Origin of the sequence: Paraburkholderia tropica (assembly GCF_914484835.1) — a bacterium.
GTDB lineage: Bacteria > Pseudomonadota > Gammaproteobacteria > Burkholderiales > Burkholderiaceae > Paraburkholderia > Paraburkholderia tropica_A.
The window spans coordinates 87,338-104,981 of sequence record NZ_CAJZAR010000048.1 but is presented as its reverse complement, the minus strand read 5'-3'; the positions used below and the strand labels follow the sequence as shown (position 1 = coordinate 104,981).

Sequence of the window (17,644 nt, the reverse complement as noted above, 5' to 3'; positions counted from 1 at the left end):
AATGCCTGAAGAACTACGCGTGGAAACGAAGCTACAAACTGAGCTGGAAGGTAAGACCTTATTACTGGTCGACGGCTCCAGCTATCTCTATCGGGCCTTCCATGCGATGCCGGATCTGCGCGGTCCCGATGGCGAACCCACGGGCGCGCTTTACGGCATCATCAACATGCTGCGTCGAATGCGCAAGGACGTTACGGCAGAGTATAGCGCGTGCGTGTTCGATGCCAAGGGCAAGACGTTTCGCGACGACTGGTATCCCGAGTACAAGGCCAATCGGCCGTCGATGCCGGAGCCGCTCGCAGCACAAATCGAGCCCATCCACACGGCGGTGCGCGCGCTCGGCTGGCCGCTCCTGATGGTCGAAGGCGTGGAAGCCGACGACGTCATCGGCACGCTCGCGGCGCAGGCCGAAAAGCTCGGCATGAAGGTCATCGTTTCCACCGGCGACAAGGACCTCGCGCAGCTCGTGACCGACCGCGTCACGCTCATCAACACGATGACGAACGAAATGCTCGATCGCGAAGGCGTGATCGCGAAGTTCGGCGTGCCGCCCGAGCGCATCATCGACTATCTTTCGCTGATCGGCGACACCGTCGACAACGTGCCGGGCGTGAACAAGTGTGGCCCGAAAACGGCCGTGAAGTGGCTCACGCAATATGACTCGCTCGATGGCGTAATCGCGCACGCGGACGAAATCAAGGGCGCCGTGGGCGGTTATCTGCGCGACGCGCTCGACTTCCTGCCGATGGCGAGAAAGCTCGTCACGGTGGAAACGGCCTGCGATCTCGCACCGCATCTGGAGTCGATCGACGCGTCGCTCGTCACGCGCCCCGAAGCGCGCGAGGAACTGCGCGATATCTTCGCGCGTCACGGCTTCAAGACCTGGCTGCGCGAAGTGACCGAAGCGAGCCAGCAGAGCGAGACGGTGCCCGCCGCCACCCAGGGCAACGCGCCCGCCCAGGACGCGAACGTGCAGCCCGCCTTGTTCGTCGACGCGCCGCGCCACTACGAAACCATTCAGACGTGGGAGCTGTTCGACGCCTGGCTCAAGAAGATCGAAGCCGCCGAACTCACCGCGTTCGACACCGAAACCACGGCGCTCGATCCGATGGTCGCGAAGCTCGTCGGCATGTCGTTCTCGACCGAGCCTGGCGTGGCCGCGTATCTGCCGCTCGCGCATCGCGGTCCCGACGCGCCCGAGCAATTGCCGATCGACGACGTGCTCGCGCGTTTGAAGCCCTGGCTCGAAAGCGCGCAGCACAAGAAAGTCGGCCAGCACATGAAGTACGACGAGCAGGTGCTCGCGAACTACGGCATCGAACTGGCCGGCGTCGAGCACGACACGCTGCTCGAATCGTACGTGCTCGAATCGCATCGCACGCACGACATGGACAGCCTCGCGCTGCGCCATCTCGGCATCAAGACGATCAAGTACGAAGAGGTCGCGGGCAAGGGCGCGCAGCAGATCGGTTTCGACGAAGTGGCGCTGGAAACGGCCGCCGAATACGCCGCCGAAGATGCCGACGTCACGCTGCAACTGCATCGCGCGCTCTATCCGCAGATCGCGCCGGAGAAGGGCCTCGACTACGTGTATCGCAGCATCGAGCTGCCCACTTCGCGCGTGCTGCGCAAGATGGAACGCAACGGCGTGCTGATCGACACCGAGCGGCTCGACAAGCAGAGCGCGCAGATCGCCGTGCGTCTCGTCGAACTCGAACAGGAAGCGTATGCGCTCGCGGGCGGCGAATTCAATCTCGGTTCGCCCAAGCAGATCGGCCAGATCTTCTTCGAGAAGCTGCAGTTGCCGATCGTGAAGAAAACGCCGAGCGGCGCGCCGTCCACCGACGAAGAAGTGCTGCAAAAGCTCGCCGAAGATTATCCGCTGCCGAAGCTGCTGCTCGAACATCGCGGCCTCGCCAAGCTGAAATCCACTTATACGGACAAGCTGCCGCGCATGGTCAATGCGCAGACGGGCCGCGTGCATACGAATTACGCGCAGGCCGTCGCGGTCACGGGCCGTCTCGCGTCGAACGATCCGAATCTGCAGAACATTCCCGTGCGCACCGGCGAAGGCCGTCGCATTCGCGAGGCGTTTATCGCGTCGCCGGGCTGCAAGATCGTGTCGGCCGACTATTCGCAAATCGAGCTGCGCATCATGGCGCATATTTCGGGCGACGAATCGCTGCTCGCAGCCTTCGCGCGCGGCGACGACATTCACCGCGCGACCGCCGCCGAAGTGTTCGGCGTGACGCCGCTCGAAGTGAGCAACGATCAGCGCCGCATCGCCAAGGTCATCAATTTCGGCCTGATTTACGGCATGAGCGCGTTCGGGCTCGCGTCGAATCTCGGCATTACGCGCGACGCGGCGAAGCTCTATATCGACCGTTATTTCGCGCGCTATCCGGGCGTCGCGCGCTATATGGACGAGACGCGCATGGACGCGAAATCGCGCGGCTATGTGGAGACGGTGTTCGGCCGCCGACTGTGGCTGCCCGAGATCAACGGTGGCAACGGTCCGCGCCGCCAGGCTGCCGAGCGCGCCGCCATCAACGCGCCGATGCAGGGTACGGCCGCCGACCTCATCAAGCTCTCGATGATCGCCGTGCAGAAGTGGCTCGACGAGCGCAAGATCGGCACGAAGATGATCATGCAGGTGCACGATGAACTGGTGCTCGAAGTGCCCGACGCGGAACTCTCGGAAGTGCGCAAGTGCCTGCCGGAACTGATGTGCTCGGTGGCGAAGCTGAAGGTGCCGCTCGTCGCCGAAGTGGGCGTGGGCGCGAACTGGGAAGAGGCGCACTGAGTTTGTTTTTTACGTGCGCGCTTTACGCGCACGCTGAAGCCGCACCGTAACGAAGAAGCCGTAACCGCGCGAGCGGCATCGCGCAAGTGGGCGGAGCACATGCTATGCATGTGCTCGCCGGCCTTGCCGCCGCGCGTTCCGTCATCCGACAATGAACCGACGGCCGAAGGCCGCCGCTGTTTGCAGACTGTGTATCGAGGCAGGCACGCGGCGCGCATCGGACGTTCTATCGCCAATCGACATGCACGGAGAAACTATGCATCGCTTTATCGTAGTGGGAGGAGGTGCAGGCGGGCTCGAACTGGCGACGCGGCTGGGCGACCGTTACGGCGAAACGCGCGCGAAGCGCGGCCGTACGCACGCCTCGGTCACGCTGGTCGACCGCAATCCCACGCACATCTGGAAGCCGCTGCTGCACGAAGTGGCGGCGGGCAGCATGGACCCGTTCACGCAGGAACTCGAGTACGCGGCGCAGGCGCGCTGGCATGGCTTCGAGTTTCAGCAGGGCGAACTGATCGGCATCGACCGCGCGGCCAAACGCATCACGCTCGGCGTCGTGAACGACGAAGACGGCGCCGAACTGCTGCCCGAACGCGTGCTCGAATACGACACGCTCGTGCTCGCCATCGGCAGCACGACGCATTTCTTCGGTGTGCCAGGCGCGGCGGAAAACTCCATCGCGCTCGATACCGTCGCGCAGGCCGAGCGCTTTCGCAAGAAGCTCATCGCCGCCTGCATGCGCGCCGAACATCAGACGCCCGAACCCGTCACGCACGATCACGAAGGCAAGCAGGAGCCGCGCGTGCAGGTCGCGATCGTCGGCGCGGGCGCGACCGGCGTCGAATTGTCGGCGGAATTGCGCAACACCGCGCAGGTGCTTTCGGTGTACGGGTTGCACAAGCTCGATCCGAGTCACGACGTCGGCATCGTGCTGATCGAATCGGGGCCGCGCATTCTGCCCGCGCTGCCTGAGCGCGTGTCGTCGGCCACGACCGAATTGCTGGAGAAGCTCGGCGTGCGCATTCTGAGCGGCGAGCGCGTGACCGAGGTCGCGCCGGGCGTCGTGCGTACGGCGAGCGGCAAGGCCGTGCGCGCCGATCTCACGGTGTGGGCCGCCGGCATCAAGGCGCCGCAGATTCTCTCGGAACTCGACGGCCTGACCGTCAACCGGCTCGGTCAGCTGATCGTGCGCCGCACGCTGCAAACCGAGCTCGACGACAACGTCTTCGCGCTCGGCGACTGCGCCGCCTGCGAGTGGCCCGGCAACGAACGCGGTGTGCCGCCGCGCGCCCAGGCCGCGCACCAGGAAGCCTCGTTCCTGTTCCGCTCGATGGGGCTGCGGCTCGAAGGGCGGCCGCTGCCCGAGTTCACGTATCGCGACTTCGGCTCACTCGTGTCGCTCGGTCACTTCAGCGCGGTCGGCAGTCTGATGGGCGGGCTGATCGGCGGCAGCATGCTGATCGAAGGCCTGTTCGCGCGCTTCATGTACATGTCGCTGTACCGGCTGCATATCGCGGCGCTGCACGGCTACGCGCGCATGGTGCTCGACACCGTCGCGCACTGGCTGCGGCGCACGACGCTGCCGCGCGTCAAATTGCATTGATCCCACGATGCGCCTGCGGGCGCATTTTTCTTTGATGGCGCTGTTCTTATCGCGAGGAGCGTTGCATGCTCAAGCCCGAAGTCGATAGCCTCGTCCCGCACGTGCCGTTCGATCGGCGCACCTTTCTCAAGGCCGCGCTCGGCAGCGGATTCGCCGCTGCGGTGCTGCCGGTTTCCGCGCAGACCATCCACACCGATAGCGAAGGCCTCGACGCGGGCGAGATCGCGTTCCACTCGAACGGCACGCTCATTCCGGCGTATCGCGCGCAGCCGCGCGGCAAGACGCATCTGCCGGTGATCATCGTGATTCACGAGATTTTCGGCGTGCACGAGCATATCGCCGATGTCTGCCGCCGCTTTGCGAAGCTCGGCTATCTGGCCATCGCGCCGGACTTCTTCGTGCGCGAGGGCGACGCCTCGGTGTATCCGACGATCCAGCAGATCAACGAGAACATCGTGAGCAAGGTGCCCGATGCGCAGGTGCTCGGCGATATCGATGCGGCCATTGCCTGGGCGGGCGAGCATGGCGGCGATGTGAAGCGCGTGGGCGTCAACGGCTTTTGCTGGGGCGGGCGTTACGCGTGGCTTTATGCGGAGCACAATCCGCGCATCAAGACGGCGGTGGCGTGGTACGGGCGCGTGGTGGGCGATCACAACGCGAATACGCCGCAGAATCCGCTCGATCTCGCGGGCAGTCTGCAAGTGCCGGTGCTGGGGCTGTACGGACGCCAGGACACCGGCATTCCGCAGGACACGCTGGAGCAGATGAAGGCAGCCATCGCGCAGGGGCCGCAAGGCGCGCGCGGCTCGCAGTTCGTCGTCTACGACGACGCGGGGCATGCCTTTTTCGCCGATTACCGGCCGAGCTATCGCAAGGCCGATGCCGAGGACGGCTGGAAGCGCGCGATCGCGTGGTTCAAGGAACACGGCGTCGGTTGAGGCCGACGCCGTTCATCACACAACGCTCTCGCGTCGATCAGGGATTCGGCCCGGTCGCCACGGGTCGTGACGGATCGGCGACCCATTCGCTCCACGAGCCGCCGTACAGCGCCGCGCCATGCATGCCGGCGATCTCCATCGCCAGCGCGTTGTGGCACGCGGTGACGCCCGAGCCGCATTGCAGCACCACGTGCTCGGGCGTAATGCCCGGCAGCAGCGCCGTGAATTCCTCGCGCAGCGTGTGGGCCGACTTGAAGCGGCCGTCGTCGGTCAGGTTGTCCTTGAAGAAGCGATTCTTCGCGCCGGGAATGTGGCCGCCGACCGGATCGATGGTCTCGTTCTCGCCGCGATAGCGGTCGTTGGCGCGCGCATCGACCACGGTGAGTTCGTGCGACGTGAGATTGCGCACGAGGGCCGCCGCATCGACGGTCACCTGCAGCGGCGCGCCTGCCTTGAAGGTGCCTTGCGTGGCCGCGGGCACATCTTTCGCGAGTGGCAGGCTCGCGGCTTCCCAGGCTTGCAGGCCGCCGTCGAGCACCGCGACCGAGTCATGGCCGAGCCAGCGCAGCAGCCACCAGAGCCGCGCCGCGTACGAGCCGCCTTGCGCGTCGTAGGCCACGACCTGCTGGCCCGCGTTCAAGCCCCAGCTCGCGAGCGTGGCGACCAGCGAGGCGCGGTCCGGCAGCGGATGGCGGCCGTTCGTGCCGGTCTTGGCGCCGGACAGATCGCGGTCGAGATGCAGATAGCGCGCGCCCGGCAGATGACCGGCGGCATAGGCCGTTTCGCCCGCGCTCGGATCGGCCAGATCGAAACGGCAGTCGAAGACGAGCACGCTGCCCGGCGCGGCGCTCATGCGCTCGTGCAGGTTGGCGGCGGAGATCAGCGTGGTGTAGTGAGTGTGGGGCATGACGGCTCCTGGTATCGTGCGCGGCCGCCGGATGTGCGTGTGCACAGCGTGGGCCCGATGCCGTCAGTCTAAACAAAAAGACGGGCCGTAGCCCGTCTTTCCGTGATGCATGCGGTAGCGCGAAGGCGCTCGAACCGTGCCTAGATCGTGCCCAGTTCGCGGCGCAGAAACTCGTGAAAGTGCTGCATGCCGTCTTCCATCGGGCTCTGGTACGGGCCGACTTCCGAGACGCCGCGCTCCATCAGCGCGCGGCGGCCGGCGTCCATGCGCTCGGCGATCTCGTCGTCTTCGATGGCCGTTTCCATATAGGCGGCGCGCTCGGCCTCGACGAACTCACGCTCGAACAGCGTGATTTCCTCGGGGTAATAGAACTCGACGATATTGGTGGTCTTCTGCGTGCCGTTCGGAATCAGCCACGAACAGACGAGCACGTGCGGATACCACTCGATCATCAGATTCGGGTAGTAGACCATCCAGATCGCGCCGAACTCGGGCGGCTCGCCGTTGCGGAAGCGCAGGACCTCGTCGTGCCACTTGCGGTACGTGGGGCTGCCCGGCTTGCCGAGCTGGCTGTGCACGCCCACGGTCTGCACGCTGTACCACTCGCCGAACTCCCACTTCAGGTCGTCGCACGAGACGAACTGGCCGAGACCCGGATGGAACGGGACGACGTGGTAGTCCTCCAGATAGACCTCGATGAAGGTCTTCCAGTTGTAGTTGCACTCGTGGACCTCGACGTGATCGAACATATAGTCCGTGAAGTCGAGGTGTTTCGCGGGGCCGAGGCGCGCGAGATCGCGCGCGACGTCGCGCCCGGCCGACTCGAAGAGCAGGCCGTTCCACTTTTGCAGCGGCGTGTTGTTCAGGTTCAGGCAGGGCTTGTCCGCGAAGTGCGGCGCGCCGAGCAGTTCACCTTTGAGGTCGTACGTCCAGCGATGCAGCGGACATACAATATTGTCTGCGGTGCCGCGACCGTTTAGCATGATGGCCTGGCGATGGCGGCAAACGTTTGAGAGCAGTTCGATCTCGTTGCTCTTGTTGCGCACCAGCACGCGGCCCTCTTTTTCGCCGGGCAGCGCAAAATAATTCCCCGCTTCGGGCACCATCAACTCGTGGCCGACGTAGCGAGGACCTTTCTGGAAAAGCGTTTCGATTTCGCGCTGGAGAAGCGCTTCGTCAAAGTAAGCCGTGACTGGCAGCTGGCTTTGAATGGACTTCAGCTGCAATGCATTGCTCAGATTGGACATTCCCACTCCCGATGAAGACGTGAAAGCAGTGAACAACCCAACCATCGAAGATTCGATTTAGGGAGCCGGCTAGTATAACTGGTTTACCCCGGGGTGGGGTGGCTAAGTGACTGATTTTTGCCCGGTTTGCGGCGCAATTACGGCAGGAAGGCGACGAAAAAGCGACAATATCGCGGCGACCGCGGCCTTCCGGCACCGATTTGTGTAAGTCCACGTGATGTGGCCGCCGCGGAACAGAAGCCGGCGAGCGGGGCGGATGGGGGGCTTTTGCCGTAGAATGTCCGCCTTGTTTCATTTTGGCGACCACTGATGGCGAAAACGGCATCGAAAGACCGCGCTGGCGCGGCTCAGGAAGCTGGTGTACCGGACGGATCGCACGACCCGGCCGGGGCCGAGGCTCTGCCGGACAGCTATGAGGCGGCGCTCGCCGAGCTCGACGCGCTCGTGGCGCGCATGGAAGGCGGCAGCCTGAGTCTCGAAGAATCGCTGGCCGCGTATCGTCGCGGTGCCGTGCTGGTGAAGTTCTGCCAGCAGCAGCTCGAAAAGGTTGAACAACAGGTGCGCGTGCTCGACGGCGAAACGCTGCGGCCCGCTCCCCTCAATACGACAGGCTCCGCAATGGGCGGAGACGACGATCTATGACATTTGACCAATGGACCCGGCAGGTGCTCGACCGGGTCGAAAGCGCACTCGATCACTATTTGCCGGCAGCGGACGTTCAGCCCGCGCCGCTGCATGACGCGATGCGCTATGCCGTGCTCGGCGGCGGCAAGCGGGTGCGCCCGCTGCTTTGCCACGCCGCCGGCGAACTGACCCGCGCGACGCCCGAAGCGCTCGACGCAGCGGCCTGCGCGCTGGAGATGATCCACGTCTACTCGCTCGTCCACGACGACATGCCCTGCATGGACGACGACGACATGCGCCGCGGCAAGCCCACGGTACACGTCAAATATGACGAACCGACGGCGCTGCTGGTCGGCGACGCGCTGCAATCGCAGGCTTTCATTACGCTGACGTCGGACGTGCTGGACGCGCCCCGCCAGGCATCGCTCGTGCGCGAACTCGCGCTCGCGAGCGGTTCGATCGGCATGGCCGGCGGCCAGGCGATCGATCTCGCGAGCGTGGGCCATTCGCTCACGCGCGAGCAGCTCGAAACGATGCACCGTCTGAAGACGGGCGCGCTGCTGCGCGCGTCGGTCCGCATGGGCGCGGTGGCGGGCGACACGCCTTCCGCCGAGACGCTCGCGGCACTGGACAAGTACGCTGCGGCCGTGGGCCTCGCCTTCCAGGTGGTGGACGACATTCTCGACGTGACCGCCGACTCGGCCACGCTGGGCAAGACCGCGGGCAAGGACGCGAAGGACGGCAAGCCGACCTACGTGTCGATCATCGGTCTGGATGCTTCCCGCGCCCTCGCGCAGCAGCTGCGCGCCGACGCGCACGCGGCGCTTGAACCGTTCGGCGCGCGCGCCCAGCGCCTCGCCGAACTCGCTGACCTGGTGGTGAACCGGGTTAGCTGATTGCGCCAACCCGCCCGCGCGCATGAACGGGAAGTAATGCGCGACAGAAGTGCGGGAGCGCCCGATTTCCTACAATGGAACGACGATGTACGACTTGCTGAAAACCATTGACGACCCGGCGGATTTGCGCCGCCTTGATCGCCGCCAGTTGCAACCGCTTGCCGACGAACTGCGTGCCTTCGTTCTCGACAGCGTCTCGCAAACGGGCGGCCACCTGTCGTCCAACCTTGGTACGGTCGAACTGACGATCGCGCTTCATTACGTGTTCGACACGCCGCGCGACCGCATCGTCTGGGACGTGGGCCATCAGACCTACCCGCACAAGATTCTCACGGGCCGCCGCGACCAGATGCCGACGCTGCGTCAGTTCGGCGGCATTTCGGGCTTCCCGAAACGCGACGAATCCGACTACGACACCTTCGGCACCGCGCACTCGAGCACGTCGATTTCGGCGGCGCTCGGCATGGCCATCGCGAGCAAGCTCAAGGGCGAAAACGCCACGGGCATCGCCGTGATCGGTGACGGCGCGATGACGGCCGGCATGGCCTTCGAGGCGATGAACAACGCGGGCGTCGAAGACGACGTGCCGCTGCTCGTCATCCTCAACGACAACGACATGTCGATTTCGCCGCCGGTGGGCGCGCTCAATCGCCATCTCGCGCGCCTGATGTCGGGCCGCTTCTACGCCGCCGCTCGCGCGGGCGTGGAGCGCGTGCTGCGTCACGCGCCGCCGGTGCTCGATCTCGCCCGCAAGCTCGAAGAGCACGCGAAGGGCATGATCGTGCCGGCCACGCTGTTCGAAGAATTCGGCTTCAACTACATCGGCCCGATCGACGGTCACGACCTCGACTCGCTGATCCCCACGCTGCAAAACATCAAGGAACTGCGCGGCCCGCAATTCCTGCACGTGGTGACGAAGAAAGGCCAGGGCTACAAGCTCGCCGAAGCCGACCCGGTCCTGTACCACGGTCCCGGCAAGTTCAACCCGGCCGAAGGCATCAAGCCGTCGACCACGCCCGCCAAGAAGACCTACACGCAAGTGTTCGGCGAATGGCTGTGCGATGCGGCCGAGCTGGACAGCCGCGTCGTCGGCATCACGCCGGCCATGCGCGAGGGCTCGGGCATGGTCGAGTTCGAGAAGCGCTTCCCGGACCGTTACTTCGACGTCGGCATCGCCGAGCAGCACGCGGTGACGTTCGCGGGCGGTCTCGCAGCCGAGGGCCTCAAGCCGGTGGTCGCGATCTACTCGACCTTCCTGCAACGCGGCTACGACCAGCTGATCCACGACGTGGCGCTGCAGAACCTGCCGGTGATCTTCGCGATCGACCGCGCGGGCCTCGTCGGCGCGGACGGCGCGACGCACGCGGGCGCGTATGACCTCGCGTTCATGCGCTGCATCCCGAACATGATGGTCATGGCGGCGTCGGACGAAAACGAATGCCGCCAGATGCTCTACACGGCGCTCCAGCAGGACTGCCCGACGGCCGTGCGCTATCCGCGCGGCGCGGGCACGGGCGTCGCGACCGTCAAGCAGATGGCCGCGCTACCGGTGGGCAAGGGCGAAGTGCGCCGCGAAAGCGCCGCACCGGCAGGCAAGCGCGTGGCGATCCTCGCGTTCGGCACGATGGTTGCGCCGTCGCTGGCCGCTGCCGAAGAACTGGACGCCACCGTGGCGAACATGCGCTTCGTGAAGCCGGTCGACGCGGAGCTCGTCAAGCAGCTCGCCGAGACGCACGATTACCTCGTGACCGTCGAGGAAGGCTGCATCATGGGCGGCGCGGGTTCGGCCGTCGTGGAATCCCTGCTTGAAAGTGGGGTTATCAAGCCCGTACTACAATTGGGCCTCCCCGACCGTTTCATCGACCACGGCGAACCGGCCAAGCTGCTGGCAGGCTGTGGCCTCGACGCGGCAGGGATCGCGAAGTCGATTCGCGAGCGCTTTCTCGACCGCGCGGCGAACGCGTCCGGCAAGTCGGTGATGCGCGTCGCCTGAGTGGGATCGCGCTGAGCGGCGCCGCGGGTTTTCATCGGAAAACCCTTGCGTGCGCCGCCGCCGCCCACTCCACAATTGAACCGGCGGACGGGGTCTTGCACCCGCGCTCCGCCAGCCAGCGCCGGCTCATGCCGGCGCTTGCCATTTGCGCGCCGCAGTTCGGCGCGGCCTGAGGATAAGAACATGAATCAGATGAATCCGGCTTTCGTGATGCCGGACGTCCAGAGTTCCGTCGATACCCGCCAGATCCCGATCCAGCGCGTGGGCGTGAAGGGCGTGCGCCATCCGCTGACCGTGAAGACGGCGGCGGGCGAGGTGCAGCCGAGCGTCGGCACGTGGAATCTCGACGTTCATCTGCCCGCCGACCAGAAGGGCACGCACATGTCGCGTTTCGTGGCGTTGCTCGAAGAGAACAAGCAGCCGCTCGAACCGGCCACGTTCCGCGCGATGCTGGCCGCGATGATCGCGAAGCTCGAATCGCAGGCGGGCCGTATCGAAGTGTCGTTCCCGTACTTCGTGAAGAAGGTCGCGCCGGTGTCGGGCGTCGAAAGTCTGCTGGACTACGAAGTGACGCTCACGGGCGACGTGCGCGACGGCGTGACGCGCCTGTTCCTGCAAGTGCTCGTGCCGGTCACGAGCCTGTGCCCGTGCTCGAAGAAGATCTCGCAGTACGGCGCGCACAACCAGCGCTCGCACGTGACGATGAACGTGGAATTCGACGGCGATCTGGCGGTCGAGGAATTGATCGTCATCGCCGAGCAGGAAGCGTCGTGCGAACTGTGGGGCCTGCTCAAGCGCCCGGACGAGAAGTTCGTGACCGAGCGCGCGTATGAGAATCCGAAGTTCGTCGAGGATCTCGTGCGTGACGTGGCCGTGCGCCTGAACGCCGACGCGCGCGTGATCGCCTATACGCTCGAAGCCGAAAACTTCGAGTCGATCCACAATCACAGCGCTTACGCCGTGATCGAGCACGACAAGCGCGTATCGGCCTGATTGAGCCGCGCGCGTTGCTGGTGCTAGTGACGTAAAAAAAGCCGCCCGAAAAGGCGGCTTTTTTATTGCGCCGATGGCGCGGGAGGCAGGCCGCTTACTGCTGCGCGAGCGACGTCAGATCCCAGCGCGGCTTCACCGTGAACGCGTAGTCGTGCGTCGCCTGGTCGGGCCAGCGCTGAAGGCGCAGCGCGCCCGCGAGCGCGATCATCGCGCCGTTGTCGGTGCACAGCGAGAGATCGGGGTAATGCACCTCGAAGCCGCGCTTTTTCGCTGCTGCCGAGAGCTTTTCGCGCAACTGCTTGTTCGCGCCCACGCCGCCCGCGACCACGAGGCGCTTCATCTTCGTCTGCTTGAGCGCGGCCAGCGACTTGGCGGCCAGCACGTCCACGGCCGCATCGACGAAACCGCGCGCGATATCGGCCTTGCCCTGTTCGCAGATGTTCGGGCCGAGCTTCTTCACATGCGTGAGCACGGCGGTCTTCAGGCCGCTGAAGCTGAAGTCGAGATCGCCCGAATGCAGCATCGGACGCGGCAATACGATCGCGCCCGGCGTGCCGAACTCCGCGAGCCGCGAGACTTCCGGGCCGCCCGGATAGCCGAGGCCGAGCAGCTTGGCGGTTTTGTCGAAGGCTTCGCCGGCGGCGTCGTCGAGCGTTTCGCCGAGGGTTTCGTAGACGCCGACATCGGTCACGCGCATCAGCTGCGTGTGGCCGCCGGAGACCAGCAGCGCAACGAACGGAAACGGCGGCGGCGCGTCGACCAGCAGCGGCGAGAGCAGGTGCCCTTCGAGATGGTGGATGCCGACGGTCGGCCGGTTCCACGCCATGGCGAGCGCGTTGGCGATGCTCGCGCCCACCAGCAGCGCGCCCGCGAGACCGGGGCCCTGCGTGAAGGCGATGGCGTCGATGTCGCTGCGCGCCGCGCCGCTTTTCGCGAGCACTTCCTCGAGCAGCGGCAGCGCGCGGCGGATATGGTCGCGCGAGGCGAGTTCGGGCACGACGCCGCCGTACTCGCGATGCATGGCGATCTGCGAATGCAGCGCGTGCGCGAGCAGGCCGCGCTCGCTGTCGTAGAGCGCGAGGCCGGTTTCGTCGCAGGAGCTTTCGATGCCGAGTACGAGCATGGTGGGGCGCGCAACGGTGGGCAAAGAGGCGCGAACCGTCGCTAAAACAAAGTAAAAGGGAAGCCTGAAAGTATAGCAGTGCGCGCGCAAGCCGGCTGACGGGCGAATGGGGCGCTGCCGTACAGGTAAAATGCGCGCCATGGAATCATTCGACATCGCCGTGATCGGCGCAGGGGCGGCCGGCATGATGAGCGCGGCGGTGGCCGGCCAGCAGGGGCGCCGCGTGGCGCTGATCGATCACGCGCCGCGCCTCGCGGAAAAAATCCGCATTTCGGGCGGCGGACGCTGCAATTTCACGAATCTGCACGCCAGTCCCGCCAACTATCTCTCGAACAACCCGCATTTCTGCCGCTCGGCGCTCGCGCGCTACACGCCGCGCGACTTTCTCGCGCTGCTGCGCCAGCATCGCGTGACGTGGCACGAGAAGCACAAGGGCCAGCTGTTCTGCGACCAGTCGAGCGAGGCCATCATCGACGTGCTGCGCGCCGAATGCGACGCCGGGCGCGTCGCGTGGCGCCGCCCGCTGCCGGTCGAGGAGGTTCATCACGCCGACGGCGCGGGCTTCGTGCTCGGCACGCCTCAGGGCCAGATCCGCGCGAAGGCGCTGGTGATCGCCACGGGCGGCCTGTCGATCCCCAAGATCGGCGCGACGGATTTCGCCTATCGCCTCGCCAAGCAGTTCGGCCACAAGCTGATCGACACGCGCCCGGCGCTCGTGCCGCTCACCTTCGCGCACGACGAATGGGCGCCGTACGTGCCGCTCGCGGGCGTCTCGCTGGAGGTCAACGTGGCGACCGGCGAGCGCAAGACCGGCGGTGCTTTCGACGAGGATCTGCTGTTCACGCACCGCGGTCTGTCCGGCCCCGGCGTGTTGCAGATTTCGAGCTTCTGGCAGCCGGGTCAGCCGATCCGCGTGAACCTGCTGCCCGAGCGCGACGCCACCGAGGCGCTGATCGAGGCGAAGGGCGCGACGAAGCGTCAGATCGGCAATCTGCTCGCCGAATGGGTGCCCGCGCGGCTCGCGCACGCGTGGCTGGAGACGCATCAGGTGCCGCTGGAGGCGCGTATCGCCGATCTGCCGGACAAGACGCTGCGCCGCATCGGCGAAGGCATCGCGAAGTGGACGCTCACGCCCACCGGCACCGAGGGCTACAAGAAGGCCGAGGTGACGCGCGGTGGCGTGGACACGCGCGAACTGTCGTCGGCGACGATGATGAGTCAGCGTGTGCCCGGACTCTATTTCGTGGGCGAGGCGGTGGACGTGACCGGCTGGCTCGGCGGTTACAACTTCCAGTGGGCGTGGGCTTCCGGCGTGGCCGCGGGCGAGGCGGCGGCGGCGTTTACGGGCGCCGCCTGACGGGGTATTCCGACGAGGTTGGGGCGCGTGTCGAGCGGGGTTTGAGCAGGACGCGCGCGGGTCCGCGCGGCGTCCGGGCAAGGCTCCGGGAGGCCCGCCAGGCGTGGGCGAGGCTTGACGTTTACCTGTCTGTCTTTTAAAAAACCCTCTGCTATACTCGATCCTCTTTACCCCCGATCCGTTATTGGAAAATGACGACCATCCGCGTAAAAGAAAACGAACCCTTTGAAGTCGCCATGCGGCGCTTCAAGCGCACGATCGAGAAGAACGGGCTGCTGACCGAGCTTCGTGCGCGTGAGTTTTACGAGAAGCCTACGGCTGAACGAAAGCGCAAGAAGGCGGCGGCGGTAAAGCGGCATTTCAAGCGTCTGCGCAGCCAGATGCTGCCGAAGAAGATGTACTGATTCCCGCGCCGTCATGGCTTTTCCGTTCGCGGAAACCCATGACGGCGCAAGCAGCGTGGCGCGGGGCTGAGCTCGCATGTCGGGCGCAGCCGCGCGCCGCGTTGTCCTCTGGTGTGGTCGCAACCCAGTCGAATCCGCACCGACCCGCCTGGAAACGCTTCCAGGCGGGTTTTTGCATTCGCTTTTGCGTTTCTGCGATGCTTCGGTACGATGTTTCGGCAGGACGACCTCACTGCCCCGGGTTTCCGGGTTTCTGCAACCAACGCAATTCAGGTGAGTGATGAGTCTCAAAGACCGGATCAACGACGACATGAAGGCCGCGATGCGCGCGCGCGAAAGCGAGCGTCTCGCCACGATTCGTCTGCTGCTCGCCGCCATCAAGCAACGTGAAGTCGACGAGCGCGTGACGCTCGACGACGCGGGCATCACGGCGGTCATCGACAAGATGATCAAGCAGCGCAAGGACTCGATCAGCCAGTTCGAAGCCGCCGCCCGTGCGGACCTCGTCGAAAAGGAACAGGCCGAGCTGGCCGTTCTGGCCACGTACATGCCCGAGCAGCTTTCGGACGCCGAAATCGCCGCCGAAGTGCAGGCCGCGGTCGCCCAGGTGGGCGCGGCGGGCCCGCAGGACATGGGCAAGGTCATGGGCGTGCTCAAGCCGAAGCTGGCCGGCCGCGCCGACATGACGGCCGTCTCCGGCCTCGTCAAGGCCGCGCTCTCGAAGTAAAGGCACGCTCTCGCGCGGTGCCGGCGTCTGCATGACGGCCGGCCGCCGCGGCGAGGCGAAAGCCCGTCACGGGCGCTGCGCAAGCGCGCCCCCGTTTTACGCCAACCGAGCGACCAGGCCCCGATGATTCCGCATTCGTTCCTGCAGGATCTGCTAAACCGCGTCGATATCGTCGACGTGGTGGGACGCTTCGTGCAGCTCAAGAAGGGCGGCGCGAATTTCATGGGTCTCTGCCCGTTCCACAACGAAAAGAGCCCCTCGTTTACCGTTAGTCCAACGAAGCAGTTCTATCACTGCTTCGGCTGCGGCGCGCACGGCACCGCCATCGGCTTCCTCATGGAGCACGCGGGGCTGTCGTTCCCCGAGGCCGTCAACGAACTCGCGCAGTCGGTCGGCCTGACCGTGCCGCAGGAACCGTCGCCCATGCGCGGCGGCGGCTTTGGCGGCGGCCGCCCCGGACAGGGCGGCCAGAGCGGCGAAGGCGGCTATGCGCCGGGTGTCTCGAAAGCCGTCACGAACGCGCTGTCGGACCTCATGCAAACCGCCTGCGACTACTACCGCAAGCAGCTGCGCAGCGCGCCCAATGCGATCCAGTACCTGAAAAAACGCGGCCTGACCGGCGAAGTCGCGGCCCGCTTCGGGCTCGGCTATGCGCCCGATGGATGGCAGAACCTCGAATCCGCGTTTACCGATTATCGCGACGACTCGCTCGTCGAAGCCGGCCTTGTGATCGTCAGCGAGAAGCAGGACGCGCAAGGCCAGGCACGCCGCTACGACCGCTTCCGCGACCGCGTGATGTTCCCGATCCGCAACGTGAAGGGACAGGTGATCGGCTTTGGCGGCCGCGTGCTCGACGGCGGCGAGCCCAAGTATTTGAATTCGCCCGAAACGCCTCTATTTAACAAGGGCAGCGAGCTGTACGGGCTGTTCGAGGCGCGTCTGGCGATCCGCGAGCAGCATTACGTGCTGGTGGTCGAAGGCTATATGGACGTGGTCGCGCTCGCCCAGCTCGGGTTCCAGAACGCGGTGGCCACGCTGGGCACCGCCTGCACGCCGATCCACGTGCAGAAGCTGATGCGTCAGACCGATACGGTGATCTTCAGCTTCGACGGCGACTCGGCCGGCCGGCGCGCGGCACGGCGCGCGCTCGACGCGTGCCTGCCGCATGCGGCCGACAACCGCACGATCCGCTTCCTGTTCCTGCCCACGGAGCACGACCCGGACAGCTACGTGCGCGAATTCGGTACCGAGGCGTTCAAGGAGCAGGTCGACCGCGCCATGCCGCTGTCGCAGTTCATGCTGAACGAGGTGCTGGCGGGCAAGGAGCTGGATCAGCCGGAAGGCCGCGCCCGCGCGCTGTTCGACGCCAAGCCGCTGCTCCAGGCGCTGCCGGCGAACGCGCTGCGCGCGCAGATCATGCACATGTTCGCCGACCGGCTCGACGTGCCGTTCGAGGAAGTGGCGGCGCTCTGCGAGGTCGACGCGCGCATCGCCCAGGCGGCGCGCCAGGCGCCCGCGCGCAAGGACCGGCACCTCGTGACCGGTATCGAGCGCAAGGCGCTGCGCAACCTCGTGATGTATCCGCGCATCGTGGCGCAGCTCGACGAGGAGGCCGAACAGGCGCTCATCACGCTCACGCGCCACGGCGAGCTGTTCGAGGAAGTGACCACTCACGCGCGCGCGCTGGGCGACGCGGCGGAGTTCCAGTTGCTTTCGGATCTCTTGCGCAATGGGGCCAATGCCCCCACGTTCGAGGAGATTTTTCGCGAAATTCTGGACTATGATGAAAACGTTCGGGATTTGCTGATGAAAAACCCAGAAGACGGTGCCGTGCAGGAGGAGCGCCGCGAGCAGGAACGGCTCGTGAGCGAAGAAATGACGGCGGCAATCCTGAAAATGCGCTTCGACGCCTGCAGCGAGCGGCTGGACGTGCTTTCGCGGCAATCGAGGCACACGCCCGAGGAACTGGCCGAATACGTTAAATTGAATCAGACACGGGCTGACATGAAACGTCAGCTCGGGCTGTAAG

14 protein-coding genes are annotated in these 17,644 nt (G+C 65.5%); 11 read left to right on the top strand and 3 right to left on the bottom strand.

Features of this window, described 5'->3' with window-relative positions; all coding sequences use genetic code 11:
* Position 1: 1 nt before the first annotated feature.
* From polA to LDO54_RS16085, 3 genes are all read left to right on the top strand, one after another.
* Positions 2-2,803, top strand: coding sequence for a DNA polymerase I (polA, locus tag LDO54_RS16095; RefSeq protein WP_356790171.1), 2,802 nt, complete (start codon positions 2-4; stop codon positions 2,801-2,803).
* A 256-nt stretch (positions 2,804-3,059) separates the two neighbouring features.
* A complete protein-coding gene (locus tag LDO54_RS16090; protein ID WP_224011682.1) occupies positions 3,060-4,406 on the top strand; it encodes an NAD(P)/FAD-dependent oxidoreductase in 1,347 nt (448 codons plus the stop codon).
* Positions 4,407-4,471: 65 nt separating this feature from the next.
* Entirely contained in the window at positions 4,472-5,344 is an 873-nt protein-coding gene (locus LDO54_RS16085) for a dienelactone hydrolase family protein (protein WP_224011681.1), read from the top strand.
* A gap of 37 nt (positions 5,345-5,381) precedes the next feature.
* Here LDO54_RS16085 and LDO54_RS16080 read toward each other — a convergent pair whose 3' ends face one another.
* The gene (locus LDO54_RS16080; RefSeq protein WP_224011680.1) at positions 5,382-6,251 is read right to left on the bottom strand and encodes a sulfurtransferase; all 870 of its coding nucleotides are present in this window, start codon (positions 6,249-6,251) and stop codon (positions 5,382-5,384) included.
* Positions 6,252-6,391: 140 nt separating this feature from the next.
* On the bottom strand, positions 6,392-7,498 hold the full coding sequence (locus tag LDO54_RS16075; protein ID WP_224011679.1) for an aromatic ring-hydroxylating oxygenase subunit alpha: 1,107 nt from the start codon (positions 7,496-7,498) through the stop codon (positions 6,392-6,394).
* Positions 7,499-7,807: 309 nt separating this feature from the next.
* On the opposite strand from LDO54_RS16075, the gene LDO54_RS16070 reads away from it, so the two are divergent.
* The 4 genes from LDO54_RS16070 to folE2 all read left to right on the top strand — a co-directional run bounded on the left by LDO54_RS16070 (position 7,808) and on the right by folE2 (position 12,004).
* Positions 7,808-8,140 carry an exodeoxyribonuclease VII small subunit gene (locus LDO54_RS16070; protein ID WP_224011678.1) on the top strand — a complete coding sequence of 111 codons (333 nt, stop codon included), beginning with the start codon at positions 7,808-7,810 and terminating at the stop codon, positions 8,138-8,140.
* The gene (locus LDO54_RS16065; protein ID WP_224011677.1) at positions 8,137-9,018 is read left to right on the top strand and encodes a polyprenyl synthetase family protein; all 882 of its coding nucleotides are present in this window, start codon (positions 8,137-8,139) and stop codon (positions 9,016-9,018) included. Before LDO54_RS16070 ends, LDO54_RS16065 begins: the two co-directional genes overlap by 4 nt.
* A gap of 85 nt (positions 9,019-9,103) precedes the next feature.
* A complete protein-coding gene (gene dxs, locus LDO54_RS16060) occupies positions 9,104-11,011 on the top strand; it encodes a 1-deoxy-D-xylulose-5-phosphate synthase (RefSeq protein ID WP_224011676.1) in 1,908 nt (635 codons plus the stop codon).
* 183 nt (positions 11,012-11,194) lie between these two features.
* Positions 11,195-12,004 (top strand): GTP cyclohydrolase FolE2, encoded by an 810-nt coding sequence (gene folE2 / locus LDO54_RS16055; RefSeq protein WP_224011675.1) that lies wholly within the window; start codon positions 11,195-11,197, stop codon positions 12,002-12,004.
* 94 nt (positions 12,005-12,098) lie between these two features.
* Here folE2 and tsaD read toward each other — a convergent pair whose 3' ends face one another.
* Positions 12,099-13,127, bottom strand: a complete 1,029-nt coding sequence (gene tsaD / locus LDO54_RS16050) for a tRNA (adenosine(37)-N6)-threonylcarbamoyltransferase complex transferase subunit TsaD (RefSeq protein ID WP_224011674.1) — start codon at positions 13,125-13,127, stop codon at positions 12,099-12,101.
* A gap of 139 nt (positions 13,128-13,266) precedes the next feature.
* Here tsaD and LDO54_RS16045 point away from each other — a divergent pair, with 139 nt between their 5' ends.
* From LDO54_RS16045 to dnaG, 4 genes are all read left to right on the top strand, one after another.
* Positions 13,267-14,484, top strand: a complete 1,218-nt coding sequence (locus LDO54_RS16045; RefSeq protein WP_224011673.1) for an NAD(P)/FAD-dependent oxidoreductase — start codon at positions 13,267-13,269, stop codon at positions 14,482-14,484.
* Positions 14,485-14,675: 191 nt separating this feature from the next.
* Positions 14,676-14,888, top strand: a complete 213-nt coding sequence (gene rpsU / locus LDO54_RS16040) for a 30S ribosomal protein S21 (protein WP_065059953.1) — start codon at positions 14,676-14,678, stop codon at positions 14,886-14,888.
* A gap of 280 nt (positions 14,889-15,168) precedes the next feature.
* Complete coding sequence (locus tag LDO54_RS16035) at positions 15,169-15,615, top strand: GatB/YqeY domain-containing protein (protein ID WP_224011672.1); 447 nt, start codon at positions 15,169-15,171, stop codon at positions 15,613-15,615.
* A gap of 123 nt (positions 15,616-15,738) precedes the next feature.
* Positions 15,739-17,643 carry a DNA primase gene (gene dnaG / locus LDO54_RS16030; RefSeq protein ID WP_224011671.1) on the top strand — a complete coding sequence of 635 codons (1,905 nt, stop codon included), beginning with the start codon at positions 15,739-15,741 and terminating at the stop codon, positions 17,641-17,643.
* Position 17,644 lies beyond the last annotated feature (1 nt).